Annotated in this window: 16 protein-coding genes and 1 pseudogene; 10 read left to right on the plus strand and 7 right to left on the minus strand. The window is 71.4% G+C overall.

What is annotated here, in order from left to right; genetic code table 11:
• Positions 1 to 9: 9 nt before the first annotated feature.
• From KUM03_RS22755 to KUM03_RS22770, 4 genes are read right to left on the minus strand one after another with little or no spacing between them, the layout of a single operon-like run.
• Positions 10 to 858, minus strand: a complete 849-nt coding sequence (locus tag KUM03_RS22755; RefSeq protein WP_217251131.1) for an ABC transporter ATP-binding protein — start codon at positions 856 to 858, stop codon at positions 10 to 12.
• A gap of 39 nt (positions 859 to 897) precedes the next feature.
• Complete coding sequence (locus KUM03_RS22760) at positions 898 to 1,965, minus strand: iron chelate uptake ABC transporter family permease subunit (protein WP_217251132.1); 1,068 nt, start codon at positions 1,963 to 1,965, stop codon at positions 898 to 900.
• 11 nt (positions 1,966 to 1,976) lie between these two features.
• Entirely contained in the window at positions 1,977 to 3,035 is a 1,059-nt protein-coding gene (locus tag KUM03_RS22765) for an iron ABC transporter permease (RefSeq protein ID WP_217251133.1), read from the minus strand.
• 11 nt (positions 3,036 to 3,046) lie between these two features.
• Positions 3,047 to 4,402, minus strand: coding sequence for a lysine N(6)-hydroxylase/L-ornithine N(5)-oxygenase family protein (locus KUM03_RS22770; RefSeq protein ID WP_217251134.1), 1,356 nt, complete (start codon positions 4,400 to 4,402; stop codon positions 3,047 to 3,049).
• A gap of 178 nt (positions 4,403 to 4,580) precedes the next feature.
• Between KUM03_RS22770 and KUM03_RS22775 the strand changes: the two genes are divergently transcribed.
• Positions 4,581 to 5,528, plus strand: coding sequence for a methionyl-tRNA formyltransferase (locus tag KUM03_RS22775; RefSeq protein ID WP_217251135.1), 948 nt, complete (start codon positions 4,581 to 4,583; stop codon positions 5,526 to 5,528).
• Between the two features lie 30 nt (positions 5,529 to 5,558).
• On the opposite strand, the gene KUM03_RS22780 is transcribed toward KUM03_RS22775, so the two are convergent.
• The 3 genes and pseudogenes from KUM03_RS22780 to KUM03_RS22790 form a co-directional block, all read right to left on the minus strand.
• On the minus strand, positions 5,559 to 7,424 hold the full coding sequence (locus KUM03_RS22780) for a CocE/NonD family hydrolase (RefSeq protein WP_217251136.1): 1,866 nt from the start codon (positions 7,422 to 7,424) through the stop codon (positions 5,559 to 5,561).
• Between the two features lie 134 nt (positions 7,425 to 7,558).
• Entirely contained in the window at positions 7,559 to 8,257 is a 699-nt protein-coding gene (locus tag KUM03_RS22785; RefSeq protein ID WP_217251137.1) for a VOC family protein, read from the minus strand.
• 33 nt (positions 8,258 to 8,290) lie between these two features.
• Positions 8,291 to 8,622, minus strand: a pseudogene (locus KUM03_RS22790) (hypothetical protein).
• Positions 8,623 to 8,731: 109 nt separating this feature from the next.
• On the opposite strand from KUM03_RS22790, the gene KUM03_RS22795 reads away from it, so the two are divergent.
• From KUM03_RS22795 to KUM03_RS22835, 9 genes are all read left to right on the plus strand, one after another.
• Positions 8,732 to 9,139 (plus strand): PGPGW domain-containing protein, encoded by a 408-nt coding sequence (locus tag KUM03_RS22795; RefSeq protein WP_217251138.1) that lies wholly within the window; start codon positions 8,732 to 8,734, stop codon positions 9,137 to 9,139.
• A 174-nt stretch (positions 9,140 to 9,313) separates the two neighbouring features.
• Entirely contained in the window at positions 9,314 to 12,322 is a 3,009-nt protein-coding gene (locus tag KUM03_RS22800; protein WP_217251139.1) for a family 16 glycoside hydrolase, read from the plus strand.
• A gap of 144 nt (positions 12,323 to 12,466) precedes the next feature.
• On the plus strand, positions 12,467 to 13,297 hold the full coding sequence (nadE, locus tag KUM03_RS22805; protein ID WP_254399719.1) for an ammonia-dependent NAD(+) synthetase: 831 nt from the start codon (positions 12,467 to 12,469) through the stop codon (positions 13,295 to 13,297).
• 119 nt (positions 13,298 to 13,416) lie between these two features.
• Positions 13,417 to 14,262 (plus strand): MIP/aquaporin family protein, encoded by an 846-nt coding sequence (locus KUM03_RS22810; RefSeq protein ID WP_217251140.1) that lies wholly within the window; start codon positions 13,417 to 13,419, stop codon positions 14,260 to 14,262.
• Positions 14,263 to 14,288: 26 nt separating this feature from the next.
• Positions 14,289 to 15,806 carry a glycerol kinase GlpK gene (glpK, locus tag KUM03_RS22815; protein ID WP_217251141.1) on the plus strand — a complete coding sequence of 506 codons (1,518 nt, stop codon included), beginning with the start codon at positions 14,289 to 14,291 and terminating at the stop codon, positions 15,804 to 15,806.
• Positions 15,807 to 15,862: 56 nt separating this feature from the next.
• Positions 15,863 to 16,954, plus strand: a complete 1,092-nt coding sequence (locus tag KUM03_RS22820) for an AI-2E family transporter (protein ID WP_217251142.1) — start codon at positions 15,863 to 15,865, stop codon at positions 16,952 to 16,954.
• A 341-nt stretch (positions 16,955 to 17,295) separates the two neighbouring features.
• Entirely contained in the window at positions 17,296 to 17,949 is a 654-nt protein-coding gene (locus KUM03_RS22825; RefSeq protein WP_217251143.1) for a maleylpyruvate isomerase N-terminal domain-containing protein, read from the plus strand.
• Between the two features lie 153 nt (positions 17,950 to 18,102).
• On the plus strand, positions 18,103 to 18,753 hold the full coding sequence (locus KUM03_RS22830) for an ankyrin repeat domain-containing protein (protein WP_217251144.1): 651 nt from the start codon (positions 18,103 to 18,105) through the stop codon (positions 18,751 to 18,753).
• The gene (locus KUM03_RS22835) at positions 18,750 to 19,916 is read left to right on the plus strand and encodes a YncE family protein (protein ID WP_217251145.1); all 1,167 of its coding nucleotides are present in this window, start codon (positions 18,750 to 18,752) and stop codon (positions 19,914 to 19,916) included. The genes KUM03_RS22830 and KUM03_RS22835 overlap by 4 nt, the downstream gene beginning before the upstream one ends.
• Positions 19,917 to 19,919: the final 3 nt, after the last annotated feature.

Raw genomic sequence — 19,919 nt, forward strand, 5'->3', positions numbered from 1 at the left:
GACTGTCAGTCAGTGGAGTTCGACGTGGGTCCGGCCTATCGGCACGATGAGCGGCCGGTCGCCCACCGGGTCCTCGATCACCTTGGCCCGCAACCCGAAGGCCTCGTGCAGCAGTTCGGCGGTGATCACGTCGCGGGGGTGTCCCTGCGCCAGGATCGCGCCTTCCCGCATCACGACCAGGTTGTCGCTGTAGCGCGTGGCCAGGTTGAGGTCGTGCAGCACCATGACCACCGTGCACCCGGACTCGTGCAGGTCGTCCACCAGGTCCAGGACGTCGATCGCGTGCGCCAGGTCCAGGTAGGTGGTCGGTTCGTCCAGCAGCAGCAGATCGGTGCCCTGGGCCAGGGTCATCGAGATCCACACGCGCTGGCGCTGGCCGCCGGAGAGGGAGTCGACCGGGCGGTCGGCGAGGTCGGACACGCCGGTCATGGCCAGCGCGCGTGCGACCACGTCCGCATCGTCCGACGACCACTGGCGCAGCCAGCTCTGGTGCGGATGGCGGCCCCTGGCGACCAGGTCGGACACCGTCAGCCCCTCCGGCGCGACCGGCGCCTGCGGCAGCAGGCCGAGCTTCTTCGCCACGTCCCGGGTCCGGAGCTTCGCGATGTCGTCGCCGTCCAGCACCACCTTTCCGCCGGCCGGCTTCAGCAGCCGCGACAGGGTGCGCAACAGGGTGGACTTCCCGCACCCGTTGGGGCCGATGATGGTGGTGACGACACCGGGCGGGACGTTCACGTCCAGGTCGTCGATGACGGTCCGGGTGCCGTACCCGACCGTGACGCCCCTGGCCGCCAGCCGTGAGGCGCCGTCGGTACGGTCGGTGCCGGGCTTCACTCCGGTGATGGACTGAACGACCACAGGGCCCCCCTTGTTTAGGCTCGCCTTACTTTGTACCAGCTATCGGCGGTTCGCCCGTACCAGCAGATAGACCAGGAAGGGCCCGCCGATCGCGGCGGTGACGACACCGACGGGCAGGGAGACCGGCAGCACCGCGCGGGCGACCAGGTCCGAGCCGGTCAGCAGCAGCGCCCCCACCATGCCGGAGGCCACCATGGGCGGCGTGGGATGTCTGCCCAGCCGCATCGCCACCTGCGGCGCCACCAGCGCGACGAACGGGACGGGTCCCGCCGCGCTCACGGCCGCGCCGGCCAGCAGCACCGCGCACAGCAGCAGCACGGCCCGCACTCTCGCGTACCGGACGCCGAGGCCCGCGGCGATCTCGTCGCCGAAGTGCAGGGGCTTGAACTGGAAGGCGACGCACGCCACGACGGCCAGCAGGGCGAGCGTGCACCACAGGGCGAGCGACACCTCGTCCCAGGACCGGTTGTCCAGCGAGCCGACCAGCCATGCCTGGGCCCTGGCCACGTCCCTGATGTCGGCGGTGACCAGCAGCCAGGTCGTGATCGCCTGCGTCATGGCGGTCACCGAGATGCCGATGAGGATCAGCCGGAAGCCGTCGATGCCCCGCCGCCAGGCCAGGAAGTACACCAGCAGACCGGTGCCGAGTCCGCCCGCGAGCGCCGCCGCCGACAGGCCCACGGAGTCGGTGATCGCCGCGGCGGTGCCGCCCGACACGGTCACCAGGAAGACCGCGACCGCGCTCGCGCCGCTGGTGATGCCGAGTACGTCGGGGCTGGCCAGCGGGTTGCGCGCGATGGACTGGGTGATCGCCCCCGACACCCCGAGCGCGACGCCGACGACGAGCCCGGCCAGCGCACGCGGCATCCGCAGGTCCATGATGACGAACTCGTCGACCTGATCGCCGCTGCCGAAGATCGTCGCGACCACCCGGGGCAGGGCGATGGGAAAGTCCCCGACGCCGATGGACAGGCAGAAGAGCAGGAAGGCCCCCGCCGCCAGCAGCAGGGTGACGCCGGCCAGCCAGGGCCGCCAGACGAACGACACACCGCCGAGCCGCACGCCCGGCGCCAGGGACGGCTTCGCGTCCGCCTGATCGGTCCTCACGTCCGCCCCGTTCACGCGCTCTTGAACTTTCCACGCCACACCAGCACCGCGAAGAACGGGGCGCCGAGGAGGGAGACGACGATCCCCGCGTCCAGTTCACCCGGCCGTACCACCAGGCGTCCCACGATGTCGCAGACCAGCAGGACGACGGCCCCGAGCAGCCCCGCGTACGGCACCAGCCAGCGGTAGTCCGGGCCGGTCAGGTACCGCGCCACGTGGGCCACCATCAGCCCGAGGAACGCGATGGGCCCGCAGGCGGCCGTCGCCGCGCCCGCCAGCAGGGTGACGGCGACGATGCCGACGGTCCGGCTCCGTACGATGTTCAGCCCCAGCCCCCGCGCCACGTCGTCACCCAGGTTCAGCAGGTTGATCGCGGGCAGCGTGGACAGGGCCAGCAGCAGGCCGAGCGCGATGAACGCCGCCACGGGCCAGATGACGTCGAACCGGACACCGGCCACCGAGCCCGCGTTCCAGAACCGCAGCGCGTTGAGCGACTCCTTGTCCGACAGGGCGACGGCGGTGGTCATCGCCGCGAGGAACACGGTGACCCCCTGCCCGGCCAGGGCGAGCGTCAGCGGGTTACCGGCGCCCCGGCCGATGCTCGCCAGCCCGAAGACCACGACACCGGCGGCCGCGGCGCCCAGGAAGCCGAACCAGACGTACTGGAACGGGCTGGTGAACCCGAACAGGGCGATCCCCGTCACCACGGCGAACGAGGCACCGGAGTTCACGCCCAGCAGACCGGTGTCGGCGATGGGGTTGCGCGTGTAGCCCTGGATCAGCGCGCCGCCGACGCCCAGGGCGACGCCCGCCACGACCGCGAGCACCGTGCGGGGGACCCGCACGGTCTGCACGATGAGCCTGATCTCGGTGAGCCGCTGGTCGGGCCCGGGTTCGGCGAGCAACCCGTGCCACACGTCGGCGGGGCTCAAGGCGCGCGCGCCGACCGCCAGGGAGGCCACCGAGGCCACCACCAGGAGCGCCACGAGCACACCGAGGCCCACAACGCGCTTTCGGCGTGCCGGTGTTGTGCCCGGGGGCGCCGCGCTCCGGGCCGCAGTCGTGGTCATGGCGACGTACACTAACGCGCCGCGCTGCCGGTCCCGTCGGTGACCGTGCGGGTCGCGCCGGAAGCGGACCCGACGCCCCGGCCGAGGAGCGACCGCAGGATCTCCCCGACCCTGATGGCGGTGTTGGACAGCAGGGACGACGTGATGCCGTGGGTGTGCTCCGTGCCGCCCTGGAGGTAGATGCCGCAGCGCAGGCCGGGGTCCGTGGCGACGCGGTAGTCGCGCTCGACCCGGACCAGGCCCTCGTCGTCGCGCAGGCAGCGGTCCGCGACCTCGCCGAGCAGGCCGAGGGGGTCGGCCGGGCGGTAGCCGGTGGCGAAGACCACGACGTCCGCGTCCAGCAGGGTCTCCTCTCCGGTGACCAGGGAGACAACGGTGGCCCGGGCCTTCTCCGGCGTCTCCTTGACCTCCGTGAGGCGGGAGACGTTGAGGAAGCGCAGCCGTTCGGTGCCGAGGACCTTCTCCCGGTACATCTGCCGGTACAGGTCGTCGATCAGGTCGATGTCCACCACGGAGTAGTTGGTGTTGCCGTGGTAGTCCATCAGCCGGCGTTTGACACCGGCGGGCGCGGCGAAGTACTCGTCCACCGCCGCGGGATCGAAGATCCGGTTGGCGAAGCCGCTGTCGTCGGCGGGGCTGTAGCCGTAGCGGGCGAAGACCGCGCAGACCTCGGCGCGCGGGAAGCGGCGGTGCAGGTAGGCGACGTTCTCGGCGGCGCTCTGTCCGGCGCCGACGACGACGAACCGGGACGGCGAGGTGCCCTCCAACGCATCCACTTTGGAGAGGAGTTCGGAGTTGTGCCAGACGCGGTCGCCGCGCTCGACGCCCTCGGGCAGGAGGGGACGCAGACCGGTGCCGATGACGAGGTTGCGGGTCCGGTGCACCTCCAGCCCCTCCCCCGAACGGACGGTCACCTCCAGGTGCCGCACGGACCCGTCCCGCTCGACGGGTGCGACGCCGACGACCTCGTGGCCGTAGGAGACCATGTCGTCGACCTTGGCGGCGGCCCACTCGAAGTAGTCGTGGAACTCGACCCGCAGCGGGAAGAGGTTCTTGTGGTTGATGAAGTCGATCAGCCGTCCCTTGCTCTGGAGGTAGCACAGGAAGCTGAACTCGCTCGCCGGGTTCCGGAGCGTCACCAGGTCCTTGAGGAAGGACACCTGCATGGTGGCGTCGTCGATCAGCATGCCCCGGTGCCAGCCGAAGCGCGGCTGCTGCTCGAAGAAACGGGCGGTGACCGGCTCCTGTCCGTCGGGGCGTGCGTTGTGCTCGCTCAGTGCGATCGCCATGGCGACATTGGACGGCCCGAAGCCGATGCCAATGAGGTCGTGGACCAGTGTTGCGTCATCAGGAAGAACCTGTGACATGTCACTCCCATCCCGCGGCCGCCGAAACTTAGGTGAGCCTAAGCTAATGCGGCGCGGGCTGTCGATAGGGCGAACCTGAAGCCTCCGCTTCCAACTGGGGTGCCACGCAAGGCCGTTCTCCACTAAGGTAAGCCTTGCTTTACTGCCCGGGCCGTCCCCTGCCTCGAGGAGGAACCCCATGCGGGTCGTCATGTTCGGCTACCAGACCTGGGGGCACCGCACCCTGCAAGCGCTCCTGGACTCCGAACACGACGTGGTGCTGGTCGTGACGCACCCCAGGAGCGAGCACGCGTACGAGAAGATCTGGAGCGACTCCGTCGCCGACCTCGCCGAGGAGCACGGCGTCCCGGTGCTGATCCGCAACCGCCCCGACGACGACGAGCTGTTCGAACGCCTCAAGGAGGCCGACCCGGACATCATCGTGGCGAACAACTGGCGGACATGGATCCCCCCGCACATCTTCGGTCTGCCGCGCCACGGGACGCTGAACGTGCACGACTCGCTGCTGCCCAAGTACGCCGGCTTCTCCCCGCTGATCTGGGCGCTGATCAACGGCGAGTCCGAAGTGGGCGTCACCGCGCACATGATGAACGACGAGCTCGACGCCGGGGACATCGTCCGGCAGGAGGCGGTGCCCGTCGGGCCGACGGACACCGCGACCGACCTCTTCCACAAGACCGTCGAGCTCATCGCCCCGGTCACCATCGGCGCACTGGGTCTCATCGCCGCCGGCCGCACCGAGTTCACCAAGCAGGACCGGTCCCGGGCCAGCTTCTTCCACAAACGGTCCGCCGAGGACATCCGGATCGACTGGGGCTGGCCGGCCCAGGATCTGGAGCGCCTGGTCCGCGCCCAGTCCGAGCCCTACCCCAGCGCCTTCACCTACCACCGGGGCAGGCGGCTGGAAGTGCTCGCCGCAGTGGTGTCCCAGGGACGCTACGGCGGCACTCCCGGCCGCGTCTTCTACCGCGAGGGCGACGGCGTGGTGATCGTCGCCGGAGCCGACGCGCGGACCGGCCGCAACCACGGCCTGGCCATCACCCGGGTACGGACCGAGGACGGCCGGGAGCTGCCCGCGACGGAGTACTTCACCTCCATGGGCGGATACCTCACCAGCCGTCCCTGACCCGGACGACGCCGGCGGGACGGCCCCGGGTCAGCGGCGACCGCCCCGGACCACCGTGAACGTGCCCGGGCCGGCGGGCAGTTCCACCGTGTACCGGCTCAGGTACGTGTCGAGGAACGGCGAGCGCTCACCGGGGGTGGCGACGTCGTCGGCGGGGTCGTCCAGGGCCAGCCGGAGCCTGGCACCCCGCACCTCGACGGTCTCGCCGGAGGGCGTGTCGCGCCAGGAGCCGGTCTGGATCGAACCGATCTCCACGGCCAGGACGTGCCCCGCCGCCAGCGTCCAGTCGGTGGCCTTCAGGTCGACGGTCAGCCGGCCCGGGTCCACGAGGGACACCTGCTCGTCGAACATGACGGCGGTGCCGTCCGGGGCGACGTCGTACAGCTTGAGCATGATGTTGCCCTCGCCCTTGGCGGTCAGGGACACCTGCGGGGTGCCGGTGACGCGCACCGCCTTCTTCAGCGGCTTCGACCACACGAAGAAGCTGGAGCCGACCTCACCGCCCCGCTGCCGCTTCGCCGCCTCCGCGGCGAGTCCCTCAGGGGCGGTGTGCTCGGTGGCCGGCGCGTTCTCCATGTCCCACCGGCCGGCCGGCGGCGCGGGCGGCCGCGGTGCCGGGGTGCCGGACGCGGTCAGCGCCGCGCGGGCGGACGCGCCGCCGTCGTCCACGTACGAGCCGCCGCCGAGCGGCAGGGTGACCGACCGCTCCGTGACCGGCCAGGTGCGCTGCGCGCGCCAGGCGCCCGTGGAGTCCTCGACGGCGTAGGCCGGGTAGCGGACTTCCGGCGTGACGCCCTTGAGGTACTGGTCGTAGAAGGACAGGGTCTCCTCGTACCAGCCCTCGCGGCCCATGGCGAGGCGCCCGTCGGGGGTGCGGTCGCCGCCGCGCACGTGGTCCCACTGGCCGAGCCAGCCGCGCTCGGGGCCCTTGTGGTTGTCGAGGTACTCCTGCATCTCCTCGGGTTTGGTGTTGGGCTCGATGAAGCCCTGCGTGACGAAGAGCGGTGTGTCGCTGCCCCTGGCCATCCGGGCCAGGTCGCGGGAGGTCCAGTGCTCGTCCCGCTGGTCGGCTATTCGGTACCCGGCGGAGTTCTCCGTCAGGCACTCAGGACGCGCCTGCTCGTAACGGGCGTTCGCCCGGTAACGCGGGTCGTCGTCCGCCATCGGGGGCATCGTGGCGATGGAGTTGTACGCGCCGGCGGTGCCGGTCACGTTCGGGCGGGGCACGCCGTTGGAGTAGATGTACTGGTACATGTCCCACAGGGGTTCCTGGGCGACGACGGCCTTGAGCGCGCGCTGGTCGAGGTTGTTGCCGATGAGGCCGGTGACGGCGTCGTAGGACTTGCCGTACATGCCCACCGCGCCGGTGGACCACGGCTGCTTCGCGGCCCAGTCGATCGCGGCCCCGACGTCGGCCTGTTCGCCGGGTCCGCCCCAGTCGAGGCAGCCGGTGGAGCCGCCGAAGCCGCGCAGGTCCACCATGACGAAGGCGTACCCCTCGTCGAACAGGTCGGTGCCCTCGACGAAGTCCTGGAAGCGGGACGAGGGCCCGGTGTGGCTCCAGCCCTCCGGGCCGGTCTGCCCGGCGTGGGCGAAGTACGGACCGACCGAGAGGATGACGGGCACCTTCTCGTGGCGGGACAGCCCCTCGGGCAGCAGGACGTCGGCGTGCAACTCGGTGCCGGAGTCGTCGGAGGACGGGAAGTAGTGCTGCGTCCAGACCGAGCCCTCGGGGACGCGGTCGTTCTCCTCGTGCGTGACGGGGTCGGTCGCGGTGGCGACCGGCGGGGCCTGCGCCTCCCCCGCCGCTACGGCGGGGCCGGCCAGGCCGGCGGTCAGGGCGAGGGTGGCGATGAGCGCGGAGGTGCTTCGGACGGCCGCGCGACGTGCTCTCACATGCTCCTCCTTGGACGGTGGGTGCAGGTGGTGCATGTGACGCAGGTGTAGCAGTGATGCGGTCGTACGTCGATGGGGCGTACAAGCTCTCTGCCTCGCTCCGCTTTTGTGGAGTGCAGCGTGGTGACGAGGCGTCAGTCACGCAGCTCGGCAAGACGTTCGAGGTCCTCGCGGACCGACTCCCGTTCCCCGGCGGTGAGTCGGACGGCGGCCGCCCGGGCGAGCGCCGACGCCTTGGCTCCCTCGTCGCCGAGCCGCCCGGCGACGTCGGCCCGCAGCACGAGGAGCCGGACCAGTTGCACCGGCGTGGGCCGCTCGTCATCGAGGCGCAGCACCCGGTCGACGACCTTCGCGGCGCCCGCCGGGTCCTCCTTCGAGTCCGCGAGGAGCAGGGCGTGGTGCAGGGCACGGGCGAAGGTCTCCTCGGGGGCACGCCGGTGGCGCGGATCGGCGGCGGGCTGTCCGACGCGGACGCAGTTGCCGCCCGGGTCGGTCATGAGGAACTGCCGCACCCCGTACGACATGTCCCTGAGCGGCCCGATGCGGGGCAGCCCGCGCGTGGGGATCCTGCCGTACGCCGCCTTGAGCCCCGCCCGAAAGGAGGCGTGCAGCCCGTCCACGTCGTCGGTGAGGACGTAGCAGGTACCGAGTGACGCGGCGGGCTCGTGCGCCCTGAGCGCGAAGAACTGCAGTTCGATGCCGCCGCGCTCGACGACCGCGTACGGGTTGGGGCTGTTCTGCCGGTACGTCACCTCGAATCCGAGGGCGGTGTAGAAGTCGAGAACGGGCTGGAGGGTCCGGCACGGCAGAATCGGGATCGTCTTCTCGGCCATGCGCCCACTTTAGTCAAATTTGAACAGTGGGCGTCATCCACTCACCGTCCACCCCGTCACGCCCACCACCTCCCGGGCGATGTCCACGACCCGGCGCCCGTCGGTTCCCACGCGGTGGCGTCGGACGCCGTGAGCAGGACCCGGACGAGCCGCACGCCCGCCCCCATCGCGCGCCGGAACATGCCTTCCGCCTCGGGCAGCACGCTCACCGTGTTCGTGTAGATCATGCGACGGTGGCCGAGCCGGGCGCAGTTCGCCCACACCGCCGACAGGTTGCTCTCGGTGATGCGCGACCGGTGAGGGTCACCTTCCGGAGCGGGGTGCACCTGGCCCATGAAGTCGCCCTCGACGACCACGTGATTCATGGGAGCACCTTGCCAGCCGGGCGCAATCGCCGGTACCTCGTCGCGTGCCTAAGGTTGGGCACACTGATACACACGGGAACTCGGGCCGACTCCGGGGAGGTGCGGCGGCATGGCGCGCAGCGTCGAAGCGGTCCGGCGAGCGGTCCTGGGCTCCCTCGGGGCCGTACTGGTGGCGGTCGGCGTCGCGCTGCTGGTGCTGCCCGGGCCGGGCCTGCTGCTCGTGTTCGCCGGGATGGTGCTGCTGTCGCGCGCCGTGCCGGCCCTGGACCGGTTCGTCGCCCCCGTCCGCCGGCAGGCGATGCGCGCGGCCGAGGAGAGCGTCTCGTCACCGTGGCGGATCGCCGGCTCGGTCGCGGCCGGGCTGTGCCTCGTCGGCGCGGGCGTGACCTGGGGCCTGGTCCCCCGGCTGCCGTACTCCGGATGGGCCACCGGGGCGAGCCTGATCATCTCCGGCATCGTCCTGTTCACCCTGCTCGCCTGGAGCCACCGGCGCGTCCGGACGGGCCGACGCGACTGAGCAAGCAGGCCCGCCTTCCGCAGGACCTCGCGCCAGGCCACTTTGAACACATCGATGACAAAGTATGGACATGTCAAGCGGAAGTCTCCTACCTTGGCGGCGGAACCACAGTCGTACCGCACGAAGACCGGAGCGACATCCGGCACGGTCCGGTCCCCACGTCCCGGAGGACCAATGCGCCCACGCCTGTTCCCGCGTGCCCGAAGACACCTCATCCTCCTGCTGGCGTCGGCCGTCTCGGCCGGCGGCTTCCTCGCCGCCCCCGTGTCCGCCGCGGACCGCGCGGACATCCCGCCGCAGGAACCCGGAGTCACCCTGCGCGTCTTCGACGTGCAGACGCCCCTGAGCAAGATCTGCGTCCTCAAGCCCGGCCAGACCCCCAACCACGACAAACTGATGCCGACGGTCGACTGGTCGACCACCGCCGACTTCGGGGGCATCGCCGACAACTTCGTCTCGGAGGCCACCGGTTACCTGGTCGCGCCGCGCGACGGCACCTACGCCTTCCGGCTCACCAGCGACGACGGCTCACGGCTGACCCTCGACGGCACCACGGTGATCGACCACGACGGACTGCACGGAGCCGAGCCGAAGGACGGCGCGCTCGACCTCACCGCCGGATCGCACCCGCTGCGCATCGAGCACTTCGACCGCGGCGGCGGGCAGCAGCTCACGCTCTCCTGGCGCCCCCCGGGCGAGACCGAGTTCACCGTCGTACCCAACGAGGCGCTGACCACCGACGCCGGTGTCGTCCGCGTGACGGCGCCCGGGCGCAAGGAGTGCGAGGCCGGCACCGACACCCCCGGCGACGGGCTGCCGCTGACCTCGGTGCGCCCCGACCTCACCCTCACCGACCTGCGCCCCGAAGGGTTCGAACCCCAGGTCACCGGCATGGACTGGCTCCCCGACGGACGCCTCGCGATCAGCACCTGGGGCGGCACCGACAACGTTGCCGGTGAGGTGTACCTGCTCGACAACGTCACCGGCGCGACCAGCCGGGACAAGGTCACCGTGAAGAAGGTGGCCGACGGGCTGCGCGAACCCATGGGTATCAAGTACGTCGACGGTTCGCTCTACGTCTCCCAGAAGCACGAGCTGACCCGGCTGGTGGACGAGAACGACGACGACGTGACCGACGAGTACCGCACGGTCGCCACCTGGCCGTACGGCGGCAACTTCCACGAGTTCGCGTTCGGCCTGCTCTACCGCGACGGCTACTTCTACGTGAACCTCTCCGTCGCCATCGACCTCGGCGGCGCGACCACCGACCCGCAGCCCGCCCCGAACCGCGGAACCACGTACAAGATCAGCAAGAAGACGGGGAAGATCAGTCCGATCGCGGGCGGACTGCGCACGCCCAACGGCATCGGCTGGGGTCCCGGCGGCGGTCTCTTCGTCACCGACAACCAGGGCGGATGGCTGCCCGCCTCGAAGCTCGTCCAGATCAAGCAGGACCGCTTCTTCAACCACTACACCAAGCCTGCGGGCCCCTTCGAGGACTCGCCCGTCACCGAGCCGGTGCTGTGGCTGCCACAGAACGAGATCGGCAACTCGCCCTCCACCCCGCTGTACCTGAAGAAGGGGGTGTTCGCCGGCCAGATGCTGATCGGCGACGTCACCTACGGCGGTCTGCAGCGCGCCTACCTGGAGAAGGTGAAGGGCCAGTACCAGGGCGCCGTCTTCCGCTACACCCAGGGCCTGGAGGCCGGCGTCAACCGCATCACCATGGGACCGGACGGAGCCATCTACGCGGGCGGCCTGGGCGCGGACGGCAACTGGGGCCAGGCGGGCAAGCTGAAGTTCGGCCTGCAGAAGCTGACGCCCAACGGCGGCAACACCTTCGACATCCAGAAGATGCGGGCCGTGCCCGGCGGCTTCGACCTGACATACACCCAGCCGGTGTCCGACGAGACCGCCGCAAAGCTGGCCGACCGTTACGACGTCCAGCAGTGGCACTACACCCCGACCGCCGACTACGGCGGCCCGAAAATCGCCGAGGAGGAGCTGTCCGTACACTCGGCGACGCTCTCGAAGGACGGCCGGACCGTCCGGCTGCGGCTGGACGGGCTCAAGCCGGACCGCGTGGTGCACGTGCGCTCGCCGCGGCCCTTCACCTCGGCGTCCGGTGAGACGCTGTGGAGCACGGAGGCCTGGTACACGCTCAACGAGATGCCCGGCAAGCAGCCGCCGCCCGCCACCCTCTACGAGGCCGAGGAGGCGCGGCTCACCGGCGAGGCCGGCATCGACACCGACCACGTCGGCTACTCCGGCAGCGGATTCGTCGACCGCTACGCCACCGAGGGCGAGGCCGCCACGACCTTCGACGTGACGGTCCCGAGGACGGGCACCTACGACGTGGGGCTGCGCTACTCCAACGGCCCGAACCCCTTCGAGGGCACCAAGTCCCTGTCCCTGTACGCCAACGGGAAGAAGGTGCGGCAGACGGAACTGGCCTCCACCGGGGACTGGGACACCTGGTCCACGCGGACCGAACGCCTGCGCCTGCGGGCCGGGCACAACACCGTCTCCTACCGGTACGACCCCGGTGACACCGGTCATGTCAACCTCGACCTGATCACCGTGCACCGGCGGGGCGCGCCCGTAGACCTGTTCGACGGCACGGCCGCCTCGCAGGACCAGTGGCAGCACACGGACGGCAGGGTCGTGGCCTGGCCGCTGGCCGAGGAGCGGTCGATGGAGGTGTGCTGCGGCGACATCCGCACCAAGGACGCGTACCAGGACTTCAAGCTGCACGTGGAGTTCCGCGTACCGCAGCTGCCGCCGGACGTGACCGGCCAGGACCGCGGCAACAGCGGCATCTACCTCCAGGACCGCTACGAACTCCAGATCCTCGACTCCTACCAGGACACCACCCTCGCGAACAACGAGGCCGGGGCGCTCTACCTGAAGAAGGCACCCGACACCAACGCGGCGACCGCGCCCGGGACGTGGCAGACGTACGACATCGTCTTCCGCGCGGCCCGCTACGACGACAGCGGCCGCAAGACCGCCGACGCGCGGGTGACCGTGGTGTGGAACGGGAAGAGGGTCCACGACGACGTGGTCCTCGACGGTCCGACCGCGGGCGGCCGGGCCGAGACACCGGCGGCCGGGGCGATCCGGCTGCAGGACCACGGCAACAAGGTCCGCTTCCGTGACATCCGGATTCAGCCGCTGAGCTGATCCCGGCCGGAGCGGAGAGGTGTGCGGGGTGGCCGTCGGCGGCCGCCCCGCACGTCGTGTGCCACCCGCCACTCGGCCCGTATCGGCCGGGGACCACTGGGTACGCTGAGTGAGGAGTCCCCGCACATCGAACAAGGAGCGGAATTGAGCGAGCCGGCGTCCATCGCCCTGCAACTGGAGATCGCCCGGGAGCTGGAGGTCGCCGAGACCTTCGACGCCGAGCGGGAGATCGAGCGCCGGGTGGCCTTCCTGGCCGAGCGGCTGACCTCCACCGGCCTGCGCTGCCTGGTCCTCGGCATCAGCGGCGGTGTCGACTCGACCACCGCGGGGCGGCTGTGCCAGCTCGCGGTGGAGCGGGCCCGTGCCGAGGGGCACGAGGCGAGCTTCTACGCGATGCGGCTGCCGCACGGCGTCCAGGCCGACGAGCACGACGCCCAGCGCGCGCTCTCCTTCATCAAGGCCGACCACGTACTGACCGTCGACATCAAGCCCGCGAGCGACGCCATGCTCGACGCGCTGCTCGACGCCGACGTGGCCTTCCGCGACGCCCACCACCAGGACTTCGTGCACGGCAACGTCAAGGCCAGGCAGCGCATGATCGCCCAGTACGCCGTGGCCGGTGCGCACAACGGGCTGGTCGTGGGCACCGACCACGCCGCCGAGGCCGTCTCCGGCTTCTTCACCAAGTTCGGCGACGGCGCCGCCGACCTGGTCCCGCTGACCGGCCTCACCAAGCGCCGGGTGCGTGCCGTCGCCGAGGCGCTGGGTGCGCCCGCCGAGCTGGTGGGGAAGGTTCCGACGGCCGACCTGGAGTCCCTCGCCCCCGGCAAGGCCGACGAGGACGCCCTCGGCGTCACCTACGACGACATCGACGACTTCCTGGAGGGCAAGCCGGTCAAGGAGGACGCCTTCGAGAAGATCGTCACCCGCTACCGGGCGACGGACCACAAGCGCCGGATGCCCATCGGCCCCTGAGGCTCCACCCGCACCCATCAAGCCGCACTCTATGTGCGGCTTGTCGCACATCACCTTAATGTGTCGACTGAGAGACGCGGTCGGTCGACGCCGGTCCAGCCGGCGGAAGGTGAGCTTCCATGGCTGCACGGCTCAAGAAGTCCGGTCTGCTCGGTGAACTGTCGGCCGAGTTCGCCGGCACGATGATCCTCATCCTCTTCGGCTGCGGTGTCGTGGCCCAGGTGGCCGCGGGCGGCGCCCTCACCGATCCGGAGGGCGGCCTCGGGGACCACGACAGCATCTCGTGGGCGTGGGGCCTCGGCGTCACGCTGGGCGTCTACGTGGCCGCGCGGCTGAGCGGCGCCCACATCAATCCCGCGGTGACGCTCGCCCTCGCGGTGTTCAAGGACTTCCCGTGGCGGAAGGTGGCTCCCTACGCGCTGGCGCAGACGGCCGGCGCCTTCGTGGCCGCGCTCCTCGTCCGCTGGAACTACACCGAGGCGCTGGCGAAGGCCGATCCCGGACACACCATCAAGACGCAGACGGTGTTCTCCACGCTCCCCGCGAACGGGAACACCGCGCTGCCGGTCCACGAGTGGGGCGCCTTCCGCGACCAGGTCATCGGCACCGCCATCCTGCTGTTGCTGATCATGGCCATCACGGACATGCTCAACACACCGCCGGGCGCCAACCTGGCACCCTTCGTCATCGGCCTGGTGGTGGTCGCCATCGGCATGGCCTTCGGCACCAACGCGGGCTACGCCATCAACCCGGCCCGCGACTTCGGCCCCCGGCTGGCCAGCTTCCTGACCGGATACGGCGGGGCGTGGCGGGACCAGTACGGGAATCTCTACTTCTGGGTGCCGATCATCGCGCCGCTGATCGGCGGCGTGCTCGGCGCGGGGTTGTACAAGGTGTTCATCGGCCGGTTCCTGCCGGCCGCTGAGCCCGAGCCGACAGGGCGCGTACCGGCGCCGGAGGACTGACACACCGGCCGGAGAGGCGGCACATCATGGCGGACTTCATCGGCGCGGTGGACCAGGGCACCACCAGCACCCGATTCATGATCTTCGACCACGGCGGCAACGATGTGGCGAAGCACCAGCTGGAGCACGAACAGATCCTCCCCCGCTCGGGCTGGGTGGAGCACGACCCCGTGGAGATCTGGGAGCGGACCAACTCGGTGATGCAGAACGCCCTGCGCCACGGTGGTCTGTCGGGGACCGACCTCGCGGCCATCGGCATCACCAACCAGCGCGAGACCACGGTGGTCTGGGACCCGCGCACCGGCCGCCCGTACTACAACGCCATCGTCTGGCAGGACACCCGCACCGACACCATCGCGGCGAACCTGGAGCGGTCGGGCCGGGGCGACGTCATCCGGCGCAAGGCGGGACTGCCGCCGGCGACCTACTTCTCGGCCGGCAAGATCCAGTGGATCCTCGAGAACGTGGACGGCGTCCGGGAGGCGGCTCAGGCGGGCCACGCCGTGTTCGGCAACACGGACACCTGGGTGCTGTGGAACCTGACCGGCGGCCCCGACGGCGGCATCCACGCCACCGACGTGACCAACGCGAGCCGCACCATGCTCATGGACCTGGAGACGCTCGACTGGGACGACGAACTGCTGGGCTTCTTCGGCATCCCCCGCGCGATGCTGCCCACCATCAACCCCTCCTCCCACCCGGAGGCCTACGGCGCGACCCGCACCTCCCGGCCGCTGCGCGCCGCCGTCCCCATCGGCGGGGTGCTGGGCGACCAGCAGGCGGCCACCGTCGGACAGGTCTGCTTCGCACCCGGCGAGGCCAAGAACACGTACGGCACCGGCAACTTCCTGGTACTCAACACCGGCACGGAACTGGTCCGTTCGCGCAGCGGGCTGCTCACCACCGTGGCCTACCAGTTCGGCGACAGCCCGGTGGTGTACGCGCTGGAGGGCTCCATCGCGGTGACCGGGTCCGCCGTGCAGTGGCTGCGCGACCAGATGAAGATCATCAAGACGGCCGCCGAGAGCGAGGAACTCGCGCGCGGTGTCGAGGACAACGGCGGCATGTACTTCGTGCCCGCGTTCTCCGGCCTGTTCGCGCCGTACTGGCGTTCCGACGCCCGCGGCGCGATCGTCGGCCTCGCCCGCTACAACGACAACGCGCATCTGGCACGGGCGACGCTGGAGGCCATCTGCTACCAGAGCCGTGACGTCGTCGAGGCCATGGAACAGGACTCCGGCGTCCACCTCGACGTGCTCAAGGTCGACGGCGGTGTCACGGCCAACGACCTGTGCATGCAGATCCAGGCCGACGTCCTCGGCGTTCCCGTCAGCCGACCCGTGGTCGCGGAGACCACCGCGCTCGGCGCGGCCTACGCGGCGGGACTGGCCACGGGATTCTGGCGGGACACCGACGAACTGCGCACCCACTGGCACGAGTCGAGGCGCTGGGAGCCCCAGTGGTCCGAGGACCGGCGCGCGCAGGGGTACGCCGGCTGGAAGATGGCGGTCCAGCGCACGCTCGACTGGGTCAAGGTCGAGTGAACCCGGCCTGAGGACCACTCGGGGAGCGCGATGGGCGTCACCATAAGGTGATCCCCATGTCTCCCAGATTGAGTTCCGCGAGGACGCGCGCCGCGATGCGCACCACCGCGCGTGTCTCTGCCGAGTTGCTGCTGATACTCGCCATGCTCGCGGTGGCCCTGTGGCTCCTCGGCCGCATGTGGCCGGTCGTGTGGCCGCTGATAGTCGGTCTGCTCCTGACCACGCTGACCTGGCCCGCGGCCCGCTTCCTGCGGCGGCACGGCTGGCCTCCGGCGCTCGCCGCCGCCGTGGTGACGGTGGCGTTCCTGCTGGTCGTGACGGGTGTCGTGGCGCTGATCGCGGTGCCGATGTCCTCCCAGACCGACGAGTTGACCAAGGGCGTGGTCGAGGGCATCGAGCAACTGCGCGAGTGGGCCGCGGGTCCGCCGCTGAACATCGACGACGCCCAGATCACCGGGGCGCTCGACACGGCGATGGCCCGCATCCAGGACAGCGTCGACAGCGTGGTGACCGCGGTGGCCACCGGAGTGGGCACGGTGGTCGACGGTCTCATCACCGCCGTCCTGGGCGTCTTCCTGATGTTCTTCTTCCTCAAGGACGGGCCGCGCTTCCTGCCGTGGCTCGGCCGCCAGCTGCCCGGCCGCCTCGCCACGGACGTCCCGGCCGTCGCCCTGCGCAGCTGGGAGACCCTGGGCTCCTTCGTCCGCTCGCAGGCGCTCGTGGGCCTGCTCGACGCGGTCTTCATCGGCCTCGGGCTGTGGATCCTGGACGTGCCCCTGGTGCTGCCGCTCGCGGTGCTGACGTTCGTATCCGCGTTCGTGCCCATCGTGGGCGCGCTGTTCGCCGGCTTCGTGGCCGTCCTCATCGCCCTGGTGTCGAACGGCCTCACCGACGCGCTGATCGTGCTGGCGATCATCGTCGTGGTGCAGCAGCTGGAGGGCAACGTGTTCCAGCCCATCATCCAGAGCCGCGGCCTCGGACTGCACGCCGCGGTGATCCTGCTGGCGGTGACGCTGGGCGGCAGTCTGGCCGGGATCGTGGGCAGCCTGCTCGCCGTACCGGTCGCCGCGCTGATCGCGGTGGTGTGGAACTACGTCCGCGAGCAGCTCGTCGACCCGCCGGAGCAACCGGCGCCGGCGGACACCTGAGGGCCGACGCACGGGCGGGCGCCGGCGCGGGTTACTGGGCCGGCCCCGTGGCACGGATACGCGGCTGGAGGTCGTGGCCCCGCCCTCGGGCCCGGGTTCGTGGCCCGGGTTCGTGGCCCGGGTTCGTGGCCCGGGGCCGTGGCCCGGGTTCGTGGCCCGGGGCCGTGGCCCGGCTCCGTGGCCCGGCTCCGTGGCCCGGCTCCGTGGCCCGGCTCCGTGGCCCGGCTCCGTGGCCCGGGTCCGTCCCCCTGCTTGTTCTCCGGGCCGGTCCGTGCCCCTGCTCTCCGGGCCGGTCAGTGAACCGTCCCCGGCGCACGGCCGCTTGCTGCTAGCTTGCGGCCGTGGATCTCTTCTCCAACTCCTGGTCGGCGCTGCGGGCCGCGGTCGCCGGGCTGCGTGACGAGGACTTCGCGCGGCCGTCCGGCTGCGCCGGCTGGCTGGTCCGGGACCTGGTGTGTCACCTGGTCGTCGACGCCCAGGACGTCCTGATCACCCTGGCCACCCCCGCCACCGCGGAACCGACCCAGGACGCGGTGACGTACTGGGGCGTCGTCGCCGCCCCGACCGGCGAGGATCCGCTCGACGCGCTGATCGTCCGCCTGGCCGCCGCGTACCAGGAGCCGTGGCTCCTCAAGTTCCATCTGGAGGACGTCGGTTCCGCCGCCGGCCGGGCCGCCGCCCTCGCGGACCGCGCGGCCCGGGTCGGTACGCGCGACCAGGTGCTCACCGCGGGCGACTACCTCGGCGCGTACGTCCTGGAGTGGACGCTGCACCACCTCGACCTGGTCGCGCAGCTGCCGGACGTGCCGGGGCCGCCCGCCGAGGGGCTCGCGCGGTCGCGGGAGATGCTGGAGGGGATCGCCGGGGCGGTGTTCCCGCCGTCGTTCGGTGACCGGGACGCACTCCTGGTCGGCACCGGACGGCGGGCACCGACCGGGGCGGAGCGGGCCGCACTGGGCCGGACGGCCGCGCGGCTCCCCTTCCCGGTCGGCTGACCAGCACACGGCGTCCCGGCGGGGTCAGCCGATCGGATGACATGCCCGTCATCCGTCCCGCGAACCGGAAGGAGCCGGTGTGCCGACCGGCTCCGCCGCCCGTGGGGTGGAGGCTGGAGCGAACAGCACCCGACACTCCGGAGTTCCCGCCCCATGACGACCTCATCAGCCACTCCCGCCGACCTCGCCCTGCTGGCCGCCGCGCATCGCGGGGACACCGATGCCGTCCGGGCGGCCCTCCAGGCGGGCGCCGACGTGGAAGCAGGCGACGAGGAGGGCCGTACGGCACTGCTGCGGGCCGCCCTGGCCGACCGGGTGCCGGTCGCGGAGCTGCTGGTCGCCCAGGGCGCCGACGTCAACGCGCAGGACGCCCGCGAGGACAGCGCGTGGCTGGTCACCGGGGTCACGGGCAGCGTCGCGATGATGCGGGCCCTGCTGCCCGGTGGCCCGGACGTGACGCTGACCAACCGCTTCGGCGGAGTGTCGGTGATCCCGGCGAGCGAACGCGGTCACGTGGCCTACGTGCGGGCCGTGCTCGCCGAGACCGCGACCGATGTGGACCACGTCAACCGGCTCGGCTGGACCGCGCTCCTGGAGGCGGTCGTCCTCGGTGACGGCGGCCGTCCGCACCAGGAGGTGGTGGAGGCACTGCTGGCGGCGGACGCCGACCCGTCACTGCCGGACGGCGACGGCGTCACGGCCCGGGGCCATGCCGAGCGCAGGGGCTTCCGCGCGATCGCGGACCTGCTGCGGCGCGCCGAGTCGGACGGCACCAGCGCCCACCGCAAGGGCGGACAGCGGTGAACCGGCGCTCTCTCGCCTCGCGCCTCGCCGTGCTGGCCGCCGTGACCGCGACGCTGGCCGGATGCACGTCCGACGGCGGCACGGAGGCCGGTGGGCCGGGGTCCGTGCCGCCCGCTGCCACGACACCCTCCCGCCCTCCGGCCCCCGGCACGGACACGGCCACCCCGCACGAAGGCACCCTGCTGGTGACGGACTTCGGCGCCGACACCGTCACCTTCGTCGACCCCGGCCGGCGGGGCGCGGCGGCCGACCTGGGGTCGGTGCGGGTGGGGACGGCTCCCTACGGTCTCGCCGTCGACGACGACGGCACGGCATGGGTCGCGACGGCACAGGGCGTGGCTGTCGTGGACACCCGTACGCGCGAGCGCACCGCCCTGATCCCCTACACGACCGAGGTCGGTCCCGTGACGACCGGCGAGTACCGGGGCGGCGGCATGGGCATCGCCCTGTCCCCGGACGGCAGCCGGGTCTACGTCGGCGTCAACGTGCCCGGAGGCAACGGCACCCTGGAGGTCATCGACGCCGAGCGGCGGAAGGTGACGCGGACCGTGCCGGTGGGGCGCCGGCCCTTCGACGTCGACGTCTCGCGCGACGGGCGCCACGTCTACGCCACCAACCACGACTCCTTCGACGTCACGGTCGTCGACACCGGCGCCTGGACGACCCGCCGCGTCGAGGTCGCCCCGTACGGCACCGAGGGCGGCCTCGGTTCGTGGCTCAAGCCGCACTACACCGCCGTACGCCCCTCGGACGGAGCCCTGCTGCTGCCCTTCGAGGGCGAGCGCCTCGCCGTGGTCGATCCGCGCACCGGGCGGGTGCGCATCGAGGACATGACGGCCAACACGCACCAGCACGGCGTGGCGGTCGGTGCCGACGGAACGCTGTACGTCGTGGGGACCGGCCCGATCGATCCGTCCGAGGACGACGGCCCGTCCCTGACCGTGCGGACACCCGGCGGCGACGAGCGGGTGATCCCGCTGGACGGCCCGCACGAGAGTGTCGTCCCCTCGGCGGACGGCCGCACGGCCTACGTTTCCGGCGGCTTCACCCGTGACGGCTACTGGAACGGTCTGAGCGTGGTCGACACCGCCACGGGCCGGGTGACGCGGCTGCCGGTCGGCGAACGGCCCCTGGGCATCGCCGTGCTGCCGGGGATACGTTGAGCC

Origin of the sequence: Streptomyces sp. AC602_WCS936, from assembly GCF_019049125.1 — a bacterium.
Classification (GTDB): Bacteria; Actinomycetota; Actinomycetes; order Streptomycetales; family Streptomycetaceae; genus Streptomyces.